Annotated in this window: 12 protein-coding genes; 5 read left to right on the forward strand and 7 right to left on the reverse strand. The window is 64.8% G+C overall.

Annotation, left to right across the window (positions count from 1 at the left end; genetic code table 11):
- Nucleotides 1-12: 12 nt before the first annotated feature.
- On the reverse strand, nt 13-1,521 hold the full coding sequence (locus JQ566_RS01925; RefSeq protein WP_212368993.1) for an acetyl-CoA acetyltransferase: 1,509 nt from the start codon (nt 1,519-1,521) through the stop codon (nt 13-15).
- 17 nt (nt 1,522-1,538) lie between these two features.
- Complete coding sequence (locus tag JQ566_RS01930; protein WP_212371536.1) at nt 1,539-1,709, reverse strand: hypothetical protein; 171 nt, start codon at nt 1,707-1,709, stop codon at nt 1,539-1,541.
- 386 nt (nt 1,710-2,095) lie between these two features.
- Here JQ566_RS01930 and yghU point away from each other — a divergent pair, with 386 nt between their 5' ends.
- A complete protein-coding gene (yghU, locus tag JQ566_RS01935; RefSeq protein ID WP_212368996.1) occupies nt 2,096-2,971 on the forward strand; it encodes a glutathione-dependent disulfide-bond oxidoreductase in 876 nt (291 codons plus the stop codon).
- A 192-nt stretch (nt 2,972-3,163) separates the two neighbouring features.
- Here yghU and JQ566_RS01940 read toward each other — a convergent pair whose 3' ends face one another.
- From JQ566_RS01940 to JQ566_RS01950, 3 genes are all read right to left on the reverse strand, one after another.
- Nucleotides 3,164-4,441, reverse strand: coding sequence for an acyl-CoA dehydrogenase family protein (locus JQ566_RS01940; RefSeq protein ID WP_212368999.1), 1,278 nt, complete (start codon nt 4,439-4,441; stop codon nt 3,164-3,166).
- Between the two features lie 309 nt (nt 4,442-4,750).
- Nucleotides 4,751-5,131 (reverse strand): VOC family protein, encoded by a 381-nt coding sequence (locus tag JQ566_RS01945; protein WP_212369002.1) that lies wholly within the window; start codon nt 5,129-5,131, stop codon nt 4,751-4,753.
- Between the two features lie 129 nt (nt 5,132-5,260).
- Complete coding sequence (locus JQ566_RS01950; protein ID WP_212369005.1) at nt 5,261-6,040, reverse strand: SDR family NAD(P)-dependent oxidoreductase; 780 nt, start codon at nt 6,038-6,040, stop codon at nt 5,261-5,263.
- A gap of 166 nt (nt 6,041-6,206) precedes the next feature.
- Here JQ566_RS01950 and JQ566_RS01955 point away from each other — a divergent pair, with 166 nt between their 5' ends.
- Genes JQ566_RS01955 through JQ566_RS01965 form a run of 3 tightly spaced genes read left to right on the forward strand, consistent with a single transcriptional unit; the run spans nt 6,207 to nt 8,359 of the window.
- Nucleotides 6,207-6,995 carry an enoyl-CoA hydratase/isomerase gene (locus JQ566_RS01955; RefSeq protein ID WP_212369008.1) on the forward strand — a complete coding sequence of 263 codons (789 nt, stop codon included), beginning with the start codon at nt 6,207-6,209 and terminating at the stop codon, nt 6,993-6,995.
- Nucleotides 6,992-7,978, forward strand: a complete 987-nt coding sequence (locus JQ566_RS01960; RefSeq protein WP_212369011.1) for a phosphotransferase family protein — start codon at nt 6,992-6,994, stop codon at nt 7,976-7,978. Before JQ566_RS01955 ends, JQ566_RS01960 begins: the two co-directional genes overlap by 4 nt.
- 3 nt (nt 7,979-7,981) lie before the next feature.
- Nucleotides 7,982-8,359, forward strand: coding sequence for a DUF6285 domain-containing protein (locus JQ566_RS01965; RefSeq protein ID WP_212369013.1), 378 nt, complete (start codon nt 7,982-7,984; stop codon nt 8,357-8,359).
- A 133-nt stretch (nt 8,360-8,492) separates the two neighbouring features.
- On the opposite strand, the gene JQ566_RS01970 is transcribed toward JQ566_RS01965, so the two are convergent.
- The gene (locus JQ566_RS01970; protein WP_212369017.1) at nt 8,493-9,272 is read right to left on the reverse strand and encodes an enoyl-CoA hydratase-related protein; all 780 of its coding nucleotides are present in this window, start codon (nt 9,270-9,272) and stop codon (nt 8,493-8,495) included.
- Nucleotides 9,273-9,484: 212 nt separating this feature from the next.
- Here JQ566_RS01970 and JQ566_RS01975 point away from each other — a divergent pair, with 212 nt between their 5' ends.
- On the forward strand, nt 9,485-10,759 hold the full coding sequence (locus JQ566_RS01975; RefSeq protein WP_212369019.1) for an acyl-CoA dehydrogenase family protein: 1,275 nt from the start codon (nt 9,485-9,487) through the stop codon (nt 10,757-10,759).
- A 222-nt stretch (nt 10,760-10,981) separates the two neighbouring features.
- On the opposite strand, the gene JQ566_RS01980 is transcribed toward JQ566_RS01975, so the two are convergent.
- The gene (locus tag JQ566_RS01980) at nt 10,982-11,854 is read right to left on the reverse strand and encodes an SDR family oxidoreductase (protein ID WP_212369022.1); all 873 of its coding nucleotides are present in this window, start codon (nt 11,852-11,854) and stop codon (nt 10,982-10,984) included.
- Nucleotides 11,855-11,929: the final 75 nt, after the last annotated feature.

An 11,929-nucleotide genomic window follows, 5' to 3' on the forward strand; every position in this document is an offset into this window, starting at 1 on the left:
CACCCTACGAGATCACGCCACCCGCCACTCCGGCACGCCATCCGCGGCCATCTTGATCTCGCCGAGCGAGCCCACCGGCGTGCGGTCCATGTCGAGCAGATGCGCCAGCGTCGCGCCATCGCTCGCCGGAATCCGCGCCAGCATGCGGCGATCGTCCTGCGTCCGCAACATCACCACGCCGTGCTCGACATCGCCGCCGCGGCCGTAGAGCACCGTAAAGCTCTCGACCTTGCCCTTGCCGTTTGCCTCCGTCACGAACTCCGGCACCGCGCGCTTGTTGCGGTCGGCTTCGCCTTGCACGCTCGTCTCCTGCGCCAGCGCTTCGCGCGGCGGCGTCTTCGAGACCACCAGCGCATGATGCTTGGTGACGAAGCCGCCTTGCCCATAGAGCAGGCCGAGCCTGGCACCGTCCCGCACACGCCGCACCATCGCACAGGCCGCGTGCGTCATGTAGGTGTTGAGCGGAGCGCCGAAGAAGGTCAGCCCGCCGGTCACGGTCGGTTGTACGTCGGGGCCCAGGCCCAGCGTCCGCCGCGCCATCTTGGGCACGCACGGAAAGCAGCTGTAGAGCTCGATCGCGTCGAACTGCTTGCCGTCGCCGCCGGCGAGGTCGATCACGGCTTTCAGCACCGCGTTCTGCGGATGGCTCTCGTAAAATTGGTCGCGGAGCAGATAGTCGCGCGGCTCCTCCGCCGAGGCGCCGCCGAGCGGATAGACCAGTTTGTCCTCGGGAATCCCGGCCGCGCGCGCCTTGGCAAGGCTCGTCAGCAGCAGCGCGCCGCCCATGTTGACGCTGGGATTGGCGACCATGAGCTTGTTGTAGGGCCAGGCGATCAGGCGGTTGTCGGTGGTCGGCGTCGTGATCTCCTCCGGCGCATAGCGCCGCTTCAGCCAGGCATTGGGATTTTGCGCTGCGGCTTCCGAATAACGCGACCACAGCGTGCCGGACTCCGCCATCGCCTCGCGCGGCGTCTGCCCCCAATGCGCGGAGGAGGCCGCTTCATAGAACGGATAGACCGTGACGGGGCGGAACACGCCGAGCTTCACCGCCAAGGGCTTCTGGAACGCCGCGCCGCGCTTGGGCTCCTCGACGTCATGCGCGAACGGCGTCCACGGCAGCTTGACGTCGGTACGCTCCGCCTTGGTCGCGGTCGACTGCGCCTCCGCCCCGCACACCGCGGCCACGCTGCATTCGCCGCGCGCGATGCGCTTGGCCGCCTCGTGGATGTAGCGGATCGGGCTCTCGCCGCCGACCGGGCCGTAGTAGCAATGCGCGGGCGAGATGCCGATGCGCTCAGCCAAAAGCTTCTCCGGATCGCGATAGCGCCAGCTCAGGAAATTGACGACGTCGAGCGACTGCACCTCGCCGAGCAGCTTTGCGCCGGCGTCGGCTTCGGCGCGTCGCAGTGCCTGTTCCAAGAGATCGAGCGGCTCGAGGCCGTCGGTGATCTCGTTCGGCCGGTCGACGATCTCGCCGATGCCGACGATGACGGGGATGTGGTCTTCGGGGGTATTGATCATTTCTCTTGCTTTACGTTTCAGATCTCGGGCACGCCGTCGCCCTTCGAGGGCCGCTGAAGAAGCGGCCACCTCTGGCGACAATGGCTTCGCCATTGCGCGGGGCTGACGGCGGCGACGACGTCGCGGCAATGGCTGAAGGCGAGCAGCGGGAACTCGATCCCCAGCATGTCGCAGATCGGCGATTTCATGGCTCTCTCCCGGCGGCTGCCTTCGCGTTCTCGTTGCTTTCGCTGGCAAAGCAGAGTGACGCTAGCCGATCGATGACATGCCGGATTCGGCGAGGCATCTTGTGTATAGACGTCGCGCTCTATCCGCGGGCCGCAGTCCGCGGCGTCCTAAGTGACGACGTCATTCCGGGGCTCGCGTCAGAGAGAACCCGGAATCCATTTTTCAGAGCATTCCTGGCGCTGCGATGGATTCCGGGCTCGCCCTGCGGGCGCCCCGGAATGACGGCGGCGAGGGGGTGCCATGACAAAACGCAGAGTTGCCCCGTCCGGCAATGCATTTCGGCGCCCTTGTCATCCGCCGTTTGCGGGCTAATTAATGCAGGCGCATCTTTTTGCCGGAGCCCCGCATGACCGACACCCCCGCCTACGTGCCGCCCAAAGTCTGGACCTGGAACAAGGAGAATGGCGGGCAGTTCGCCAACATCAACCGCCCGATCGCCGGCCCCACTCACGACGAGGAGCTGCCGGTCGGCAAGCACCCCCTCCAGCTCTATTCGCTGGCGACGCCGAACGGGGTGAAGGTGACGGTGATGCTGGAGGAGCTCCTGGCGCTCGGCCACAAGGGGGCCGAATACGACGCCTGGCTGATCAGGATCGGCAATGGCGACCAGTTCGGCAGCGGCTTCGTCGACATCAATCCGAATTCCAAGATTCCGGCGCTGATGGACCGCTCCGGACCCGAGCCGATCCGTGTGTTCGAGTCCGGCTCGATCCTGTTCTACCTCGCCGAGAAGTTCGGCGCCTTCCTGCCGAAGGACATCAAGACCCGCACCGAGGCGATGTCCTGGCTGTTCTGGCAAATGGGCAGCGCGCCCTATCTCGGCGGCGGCTTCGGCCACTTCTACGCCTATGCGCCGACCAAGATCGAATACGCCATCGACCGTTTCGCGATGGAGACCAAGCGCCAGCTCGACGTGCTCGACCGGCGCCTTGCCGACAACGAATATCTCGCGGGCAAGGAGTACACCATCGCCGACATGGCGGTGTGGCCCTGGTATGGCGCGCTCGCCAAGGGGCTGGTCTATGGCGCCGGCGAATTCCTCTCGGTGCAGGATTACAAGAATGTGCAGCGCTGGACCGACCAGATCGCCAAGCGTCCGGCTGTGAAGCGCGGCCGCATGGTCAACCGCGTCTCCGGCGACCCCGCCAGCCAGCTCCACGAGCGTCACGACGCATCCGATTTCGAGACGAAGACGCAGGACAAGCTCGTGCCCGCGACGTAGTGCGGTGCTTTCTTCGCCTCTCCCCGCCTGCGGGGAGAACTCGAATTCGATCGCAGCTTCGTAGGGTGGGCAAAGCGCGCCGTAGCTCGAAGAGCGAAGGCGGAAGCGTGCCCACCATTTCTTGCGCCGGCCACGATGGTGGGCACGGCGCGCGAAGAGCGCGCCTTTGCCCACCCTACGGCATCTCGTCGATCACGCCATGCTCAGCTCGTGGCGTCCCACCACCATCCAGTGCACCTCGTCCGGACCGTCGGCAAAGCGCAGGTGCCGCACATCCTGGTACATCTCGGCGAGCGGGGTCCAGTGCGAGATGCCGGTGGCGCCGTGCATCTGGATCGCCTGGTCGATGATCTTGCAGGCGCGCTCGGGCACCATGGCCTTGACCATGGAGACCCAGACGCGGGCCTCCTTGTTGCCCAGCACGTCCATCGCCTTGGCGGCCTTCAGCACCATCAGCCGCATCGCCTCGATCTCGCAGCGCGCCTGCGCGATGATCTGCATGTTGCCGCCGAGATGGGCGATCTTCTTGCCGAAGGCCTCGCGGGTCAGGCCACGCTGCACCATGAGATCGAGCGCCTTCTCCGCCTTGCCGATGGTGCGCATGCAGTGATGGATGCGGCCCGGCCCGAGGCGGAGCTGCGAGATCTCGAAACCGCGGCCTTCGCCGAGCAGCATGTTCTCCTTGGGGACTCGCACATTGTTGAAGCGCATATGCATGTGGCCGCGCGGGGCGTGATCCTGGCCGAACACGTACATCGGGCCGAGCACCTCGACACCGGGCGTGTCGCGCGGCACCAGGATCTGCGACTGCTGCTTGCTCGGCGGTGCATCGGGATTGGTCTTCACCATCACGATGAGGATCTTGCAGCGGGGATCGCCGAGACCCGAGATGTAGTATTTCTCGCCGTTGATCACCCATTCGTCGCCGACGAGCTTGGCGGTGGTCGAGATGTTCTTGGCGTCGGAGGAGGCGACGTTCGGCTCGGTCATGACATAGGCCGAACGGATCTCGCCGTTGAGCAGCGGCTTCAGCCACTTCTCCTTCTGCTCCTTGGTGCCGACGCGCTCCAGCACCTCCATGTTGCCGGTGTCGGGCGCCGAGCAGTTCATGGTTTCCGAAGCCAGTGGGCTCTTGCCGAGCTCGGCCGCGATGTAGGCGTAGTCGAGATTCTTCAGGCCCTGGCCGGTCTCGTCATCGGGCAGGAAGAAATTCCACAAGCCTTCCTGCTTGGCCTTGTTCTTGGCCTTCTCCAGCACCTCGAGCTGCTTCGGCGTAAAGCTCCAGCGATCCGCCTTGCCTTCGCCCGCCTTGGCGAACTCGATCGACATCGGCTCGACGGTGTCGCGGATGAACTTCTTGACGTGGTCGTAGAGCGGCCGGACCTGGTCCGACATCCTGAGGTCGTTGAGCTCGTCGCCGGGATTGAGGGTGTAGTTGGTGGTGCGGGGAATGTAGGTGTGTTTTGTCATTGTTCCTCCCGGGGTCACTGCGATCACATTGGCCCGGAGAATAGTCGCAGCGCCGCCAAAGTGCGAGCGCGCATTTTTTCACGTAGCACCATGCCATGCGATGGAATATCGCGAGGCCGTTTGAAATGTTGTTTGAATGAAGGGGCGCTGGGCACGCCCGCGCCACACTCTCCGCCGTCATCGCCCGCCTAGTGCGCAATTGCGCACAGGGGCGGGCGATCCAGTACTCCGCGACGGCAGTGATTGAACAGAGTCGCTGCGGCGTACTGGATTCCCCGCCTTCGCGGGGAATGACAGCATCCTGAGCAATCAGTTCGCCATCCGATGCATCGCGCAGATCTTGTTGCCGTCGAGGTCGCGCAAGTAGGCCAGATAGAGCTTGCCGCCCGGGCCCTGGCGAATGCCGGGCGGATCCTCGATCGATTTCCCGCCGGCGGCGACTCCGGTCTCGTGCCATTTGTCGACCTGCTCCGGGGAGTTGCAGGCAAAGCCGATCGTGCCGCCATTCGCGCAGGTCGCCGGTTCGCCGTTGATCGGCTTCGACACCGAGAACACGCCGGTCTTGGTGATGTAGAAGATGCGATGGCCGTCGACCCTGGCTGGCCGCACCTCGAGCGTGCTGAGCAGCTTGTCGTAGAACGCCTTGGCCTTGTCCAGGTCGTTGGTGCCGATCATGACGTGTGAAAACATTTGCCCGTTCCCTCTGCGCTCACAAACCAGAAACCGTAGGGTGGGCAAAGCGCAGCGTGCCCACCACCACACTTACAGATGCGTGTGGTGGGCACGGCGCAAAAGCGCCTTTGCCCACCCTACGAAATCTCAGAACGCCGTATAACCGCCGTCGATGACGAACGTATCCGCCGTGTGATACGACGACGCCTTGCTCATCAGATACACGGCGATGCCGCCGAAATCGGATGCCTCGCCGAAGCGCCGCATCGGAATGCGCGGCATCACGTTGGCGACGAACTTGTCGTTGGCCATGAGCCCTGCGGTCATGTCGCTCTTGATCCAGCCTGGCAGGATCGCATTGGCCGTGACGCCGTAACGCGCCAGCTCGACGCCGAGCGCGCGGACCAGCGCGTTGATGGCAGCCTTGGTCGCGGCATAATGTTCGTTGCGCGCGGTGCCGAAGATCGAGGCGAGGCTCGAGGTCGCGACGAGGCGGCCAAAGGGATCGCCGGCATTGGCGCGATCCGTCATGTGCTTGGCCGCAGCCTGGAACGCGTGGAACACGCCATCGAGATTGGTCGCAAACATCGTGCGCCATTCTTCCTCGGTGCGTTCGATGAAGGAGCGCCGGCCGCCGCCGCCGATGCCGGCATTGGCGAAGCAGCCGTCGACGCGGCCGAAGGTGTCGAGCGTCGCCTTCATGGCGGCATTGACCGAGGCCGGGTCGGTGACGTCGCAGACGCGGCTGTCGATCTTGCCGGAAAGGCCGGCCAGGCTCGCGACAGCAGCCTTGTTCTTGTTAGCATTGCGGCCCCAGATCGAGACGTTGCAGCCCTGGGCCGCGAGCGCCTGCGCGATGCCGAGCCCGATGCCCCCATTGCCGCCGGTGATCACGGCGACGCGGCCGTTGAGGTCGAAAATAGTCATGGAGCGTTTCCCATATTTGGCATGGCGCGCGTCAGCCGCTGCGCACAAGATTGCTTGCTATGCTCCGATCACCATGGACAAGGTCGCGACAAAAATCAAATATGCGCCCCGGCAAAATGAATTCCGGTCTGCGAAACTGTCGCAGGCCGCAACTGACGAGGAAACCATGCAGTTCAAACACGTCACGCTCGATTTCGATGGATCGGTCGCGATCCTCAAGCTCGACCATCAGGAGGTGATGAACGCGGTCTCCGTGGATATGCTGGGAGGTCTCGCCGAGGCGCTCGATGCGATCGAGGAGAGGAAGGACGAGGTGCGCTGCGTGGTGCTGACCGGCGCGGGCCGCGCGTTCTGCACGGGCGCGAACCTGCAGGGCCGCAACAACCAGTCGAAGAAGACCAAGGCCGGCCTGACGCTGGAGACCGGCTTTCATCCCTTCCTGCGCCGTATCCGCAATCTGCACTGCCCGATCGTCACCGCGGTCAACGGTCCCGCCGCCGGCGCCGGCATGAGCTTCGCGCTGCTCGGCGACATGATCCTGTGCGCCCGCTCGGCCTATTTCCTGCAAGCCTTCCGCCGCATTGGCCTCGTGCCGGATTGCGGCTCGACCTGGCTCTTGCCGCGCCTCGTCGGCCGCGCGCGCTCGATCGAGCTGTCGCTGATGGGCGAGCGGCTGTCGGCCGAGAAGGCGCTGGAATGGGGCCTCGTCAACCGCGTCTACGATGACGGCGTGCTGATGGAGGAGGCGATGAAGCTTGCGCGCGAGCTCGCCAGCGGCCCGACGGTCGCACTGTCGCTGATCCGCAAGCTCTATTGGGACAGCCCGGAAAACTCCTTTGAGGATCAGCTCAATCTCGAATTCCAGTGTCAGCTTCGCGCCGGCGACACCCAGGATTTTCGCGAGGGCGTCGGCGCGTTTCTCGAGAAGCGTCCCGCGCAGTTCAAGGGCAAATGATCGAGGCGAAGCTTTCACGCAGCGTCCAGCGCTGGTGCCCGGGCGCGACCGGCGTCACCGGCGCGGCCAAACTGTCGGGCGGCGCCAGCCAGGAAACCTGGCGCTTCGACATCGTGCATCCTGATGGGACGATCGGCGCGATCCTGCGCCGCTCGCCGAAGGGCTATGGCGCCGCGCCAACGCGAGCGGCCGGTCTTGCCGCTGAAGCGCAGTTGATGCAGCTCGCTTATGAGGCCGGCGTGCCGTCGCCGCGCGTGATGCATGTGTTGATACCGGAAGACGATCTCGGCACCGGCTTCATCATGCAGCGGGTCGAGGGCGAGACCATCGCGCGCAAGATTCTTCGCGATGAGGAGTACGCGGCGGCGCGGCCACTGCTTGCGCGGCAGATCGGCGGCATTCTCGCGGGCCTGCACAGGCTGCCGCTGGACAAGCTGCCCGAGCTGCGCAGCCGGTCCGCGACCCAGGAGATCGCCGAGTTCGAACGCGACTATCGCAGCCTGAACTGGCCCAAGCCCGTGTTCGAGCTGGCGCTACGCTGGCTGCGCGACCACGATCCCGGCCCCTCAGTCGAGACCACGCTGGTGCATGGCGATTTCCGCAACGGCAATCTCATCATCGGCGCCGACGGCGTTCGCGCCGTGCTCGACTGGGAGCTCGCCCATCTCGGCGACCCCATGGAGGATCTCGGCTGGGTCTGCGTGAATTCCTGGCGCTTCGGCGAGATCGACAAGCCCGTCGGCGGCTTTGGCACGCGCGAGGAGCTGTTCGCCGGTTACGAGACTGCGGGCCGCAAAGTCGATCCGGAGCGCGTCAAGTTCTGGGAGGTGATGGGCACGCTGCGCTGGGGCATCATGTGCGGCGGCATGATGCAGCGGTTTCGCGAGGGGCCCGACCATTCGATGGAGCGCGCCATGATCGGCCGCCGCGCCAGCGAGACCGAGATCGATCTGTTGCGGTTGCTGGCGCCGCGCGGGAGCTGACGCATGCAGGATGAACCGACCCCGATCGAGCTGACCAAGGCGGTCGCCGATTTCCTCCGCAACGACATCACGCCGCTGATCTCCGGCCATCAGGCCTTCAAGCTGCGCGTCGCCATCAACATCCTCGACCTCGTCACGCGGCAGCTGACGCAGGAGGCGGGGAGCGATGCTGCCGAAGTGGAGCGCCTGCGCGCGCTGCTCGGCATCGACGGCTCGGTGACGGAGCTCAACCGCGCGCTCGCCGATCGCATCGCCAAGGGCGAGGTCGATCTGGTGACGCCCGGTCTCGCCGAGCACCTGTGGGCGACCACGATGGACAAGCTGGCCGTGGATCAGCCGAATTATGCGTCCTACAGGCGGGAGCAGGGGCGGGGCGGGTAGGTTTCTCTCCCGTCATTTCGGGGCGTCGCGGAGCGACGAGCCCGGAATCCATTCATCCACTGTCACTGCCGCCAAATGGATTCCGGGCTCGCGCCCAAGAGGGCGCGCCCCGGAATGACCGCGCAAAGCGCGGTCACTTCCCCACCCATTTCGGCGGCCGCTTCTCCGCAAACGCCTTCGGGCCCTCGATGTAGTCCTGCGAGGCAACCATCGCCTTGACCGCCGGATACTCCCGCTGCTCTTCGATCGCCTGCTCCAGCGACACGCCGAGCCCGCGCTGGATCGCCTGCTTCGAAGCCCGGATCGACATCGGCGAGTTCTTGGCGATCATCTCGGCCCAGCGCAGCGCGCCCGCGAGCGCCTCGCCCTGCGGCACCACCTCGTTGACGAAACCGAGCTCGAGCCCTTCCTTGGCGCTGACGTGGCGCGCGGTGAGGATCATGCCCATGGCGCGCTTCAGTCCGATCTGCCGTGGCAGCCGGTGCAGGCCGCCGGCGAGCGCAGCGAGGCCGACGCGCGGCTCGGGCAGGGCGAAGGTCGCGTTCTCCGAGGCGATAATGAGGTCGCAGGCGAGCGCGATCTCGAAACCGCCGCCCATGGCGACGCCGTTCACCGCGGCGATGATCGGCTTGTCGCAGTCGAAGCGCGAGGTGAGCCCGGCAAAGCCGCCCTTGTCCCAGCCGCGCTTGCCGCCGGCGGCCTGCCACTTCAGGTCGTTGCCGGCGCAGAACGCCTTGTCACCGGCGCCCGTGACGATCGCGATCCACTGTTGGGGATCGGCGGAGAAATCATCGAACACCTTCTGAAGCTCGAAATGCGCATCGGTGTGCAGCGCGTTGTAGACCTCGGGCCGCGACAGCGTGACGATCGTGATCGGCCCCTTGCGTTCCACCTTTGAGAACTTCAGCTCCATTGCGCGCTCCCGCATTTTCTCGTGAGGAATATTGTCGTCATACTAACGCGCGTCGGCGCCAGAGCACCATCGAATTGCGCCGGTGCGCCTTGCGTAGCGGTCACGTCTCGGCTTGCTTGACTTGCGCGCGCTCTTCTCACCTTAATCGTGTCAAGCAAGAACGCGCCTAGCGCCTTAACGCAAAACGATAAAATCAATCCGGGAGAGAACCTGTGGATTTCTCATTGCCTGCCGATCTCGTCGCCTATCTCGGAGAGCTCGACCGCTTCATCGAACGCGAGATCAAGCCGCTGGAAGAAGCCGATGACAACATCCGCTTCTTCGACCACCGCCGCGAATGGGCCCGCACCGATTTCGAGAATGGCGGCCTGCCGCGTCATGAATGGGAGGCGCTGCTGCGCAAGGCCAAGGATATTGCCGATGCCGCCGGGCATTTGCGTTTTCCGGTGCCGAAGCAATATGGCGGCAAGGACGGCTCGAATCTCTGGATGGCCGTGATCCGCGAGCATTTTGCGGCGAAGGGCCTTGGCCTGCACAACGACCTCCAGAACGAGCATTCCATCGTCGGCAATTTCCCCGTCGTCACCATGCTCGACCGCTACGGCCGCGACGATCAGAAGGCGATGATCGACGGCTCGATCAGGGGCAAGTACCGCATCACCTTCGGCCTGACCGAGCCGCATCACGGCTCGGACGCCACCCACATGGAAACGCGCGCGGTGCCGGCGACGCGCGACAACGTCAGGGGCTGGATCATCAACGGCGAGAAGATGTGGACCACAGGCATGCACGTCGCCACCCACTGCGCGCTGTTCGCGCGCACCAGCGGCAACGATGGCGATGCGCGCGGCATCACCTGCTTCCTGGTGCCGGCCAAGAGCCCCGGCGTCAAGATCGAAGAGTACATGTGGACCTTCAACATGCCGACCGACCATCCCCGCGTCAGCTTCACCGACGTGTTCGTGCCTGAGGACGCGCAGTTCGGCGAGGTCGGCCGCGGCCTGTCGCTGGCGCAATGCTTCGTGCACCAGAACCGCATCCGCCAGGCCGCCAGCTCGCTGGGGGCCGCCGTCTACTGCATCAACGAGAGCGTCAAATATGCGCGCGAGCGAAAACCGTTCGGCAAGGCGCTGGCCGAGAACCAGGCGATCCAGTTCCCGCTGGTCGAGCTGGCGACGCAGGCCGAGATGCTGCGCCTCTTGATCCGCAAGACCGCCTGGGAGATGGACCAGCTCACCGAGGAGCAGATCGAGCGCACGCTCTCCGACCGCGTCTCCATGTGCAACTATTTTGCAAACCGCCTCTGCTGCGAATCCGCCGACCGCGCCATGCAGGTCCATGGCGGCATGGGCTATTCACGCCACAAGCCGTTCGAGCACATCTATCGCCACCACCGGCGCTATCGGATCACCGAAGGCAGCGAAGAGATCCAGATGCGGAAAGTGGCAGGGTTCTTGTTCGGCTATATGGGGCCGGGGAAGCACTAGAGAGGCTGTACGATCTCTCCTCGAGTCGTCCCCGCCTAGTGCGCAATTGCGCACGGGGGCGGGGACCCATAACCCCAGGGAGGAATTTGTGGCGAGATGACAACTCCGAGTCTTCGCCAAACTCGGTCCTGTGGTTATGGGTCCGGGCGTTCGCCGGGACGGCAGGTGAGGGTGGGGCGAGAGCGTCGGACCCGTACATGTCCTCGCTCTTTCGAAACACCATCACCCCCGCTTCGCCCGGTCCTTCTCGTTCTGCGCCATGATGCTCTCACGCGCGGCCTTCCAGTCGTCGTCGCTCCAGTCGCGGAGCTGGTAGAAATTGCCGCCCATCGCGAGTGCCTGCGCGCCGTCCATGGCGATGGTTTCGCCGTTGATCCAGTCGCAGCCGCCGGAGATCAGGAACACCGCAAGGTTCTGCAATTCCTCCATGGTGCCGACGCGGCCCATCGGGTTCATCGCCTTGGTGCGCGCGCCGGCCTCGTCACCGGGCTTGATGCGCTTGCTCATGCCCTCGGTCGGGATCTCGCCCGGGGCGATGGTGTTGAGGCGGATGCCGTGCCGTCCCCATTCGGTCGCAAGCGACATCGTCATGGCGTGGATCGCCGACTTGCTCATCGCCGACGGCACCACGTAAGGCGAGCCGTTGCGCACCCAGGTCACGGTGATGGAGACGACATTGCCGGGCTGCTTCAACGCGATCCAGCGCTTGCCGATCGCATGCGTCACGTAGAACGTGCCGTGCATGACGATGTTGGCGACCGCGTCGAAGCCGCGCGGCGACAGCTCCTCGCTGCGCGAGATGAAATTGCCAGCGGCGTTGTTGATGAGGTCGGTGAGGGGCGCCTCGCGAAAAATATTCTCGATCATCTCGTCGACCGCGAGCGCGTTGCGGATATCGACGCCGTGGCTGGTGACGCGGCCGCCGTAGAGATCCATCAGCTCGGTGGCGGTTTCGTCGCACACGATCTTGCGGCGACCGCAGATGTGAACTTCAGCGCCGAGCTGGAGGAAGCGTGCCGCCATCGACTTGCCGAGACCGGTGCCGCCGCCGGTCACGAGAATGCGCCGGCCGGCCAGAAGATTTTCCTTGAACATGGCTGTTTCCCCCGTAGGGATTGTCAGTTAATTGGTCGATTGACTAAAACCGGCCGCCGGCGGCCTGTAAAGCGG

Origin of the sequence: Bradyrhizobium sp. SZCCT0231 (assembly GCF_018130245.1) — a bacterium.
GTDB lineage: Bacteria > Pseudomonadota > Alphaproteobacteria > Rhizobiales > Xanthobacteraceae > Bradyrhizobium > Bradyrhizobium japonicum_F.

What these genes read in the sequence shown, in the direction of transcription:
- JQ566_RS01925 (WP_212368993.1), bottom strand. Translation starts at nt 1,521, where the DNA reads ATGATCAATACCCCCGAAGACCACATCCCCGTCATCGTCGGCATCGGC.
- JQ566_RS01930 (WP_212371536.1), bottom strand. Translation starts at nt 1,709, where the DNA reads ATGAAATCGCCGATCTGCGACATGCTGGGGATCGAGTTCCCGCTGCTC.
- yghU (WP_212368996.1), top strand. Translation starts at nt 2,096, where the DNA reads ATGACCGACACCCCCGCCTACGTGCCGCCCAAAGTCTGGACCTGGAAC.
- JQ566_RS01940 (WP_212368999.1), bottom strand. Translation starts at nt 4,441, where the DNA reads ATGACAAAACACACCTACATTCCCCGCACCACCAACTACACCCTCAAT.
- JQ566_RS01945 (WP_212369002.1), bottom strand. Translation starts at nt 5,131, where the DNA reads ATGTTTTCACACGTCATGATCGGCACCAACGACCTGGACAAGGCCAAG.
- JQ566_RS01950 (WP_212369005.1), bottom strand. Translation starts at nt 6,040, where the DNA reads ATGACTATTTTCGACCTCAACGGCCGCGTCGCCGTGATCACCGGCGGC.
- JQ566_RS01955 (WP_212369008.1), top strand. Translation starts at nt 6,207, where the DNA reads ATGCAGTTCAAACACGTCACGCTCGATTTCGATGGATCGGTCGCGATC.
- JQ566_RS01960 (WP_212369011.1), top strand. Translation starts at nt 6,992, where the DNA reads ATGATCGAGGCGAAGCTTTCACGCAGCGTCCAGCGCTGGTGCCCGGGC.
- JQ566_RS01965 (WP_212369013.1), top strand. Translation starts at nt 7,982, where the DNA reads ATGCAGGATGAACCGACCCCGATCGAGCTGACCAAGGCGGTCGCCGAT.
- JQ566_RS01970 (WP_212369017.1), bottom strand. Translation starts at nt 9,272, where the DNA reads ATGGAGCTGAAGTTCTCAAAGGTGGAACGCAAGGGGCCGATCACGATC.
- JQ566_RS01980 (WP_212369022.1), bottom strand. Translation starts at nt 11,854, where the DNA reads ATGTTCAAGGAAAATCTTCTGGCCGGCCGGCGCATTCTCGTGACCGGC.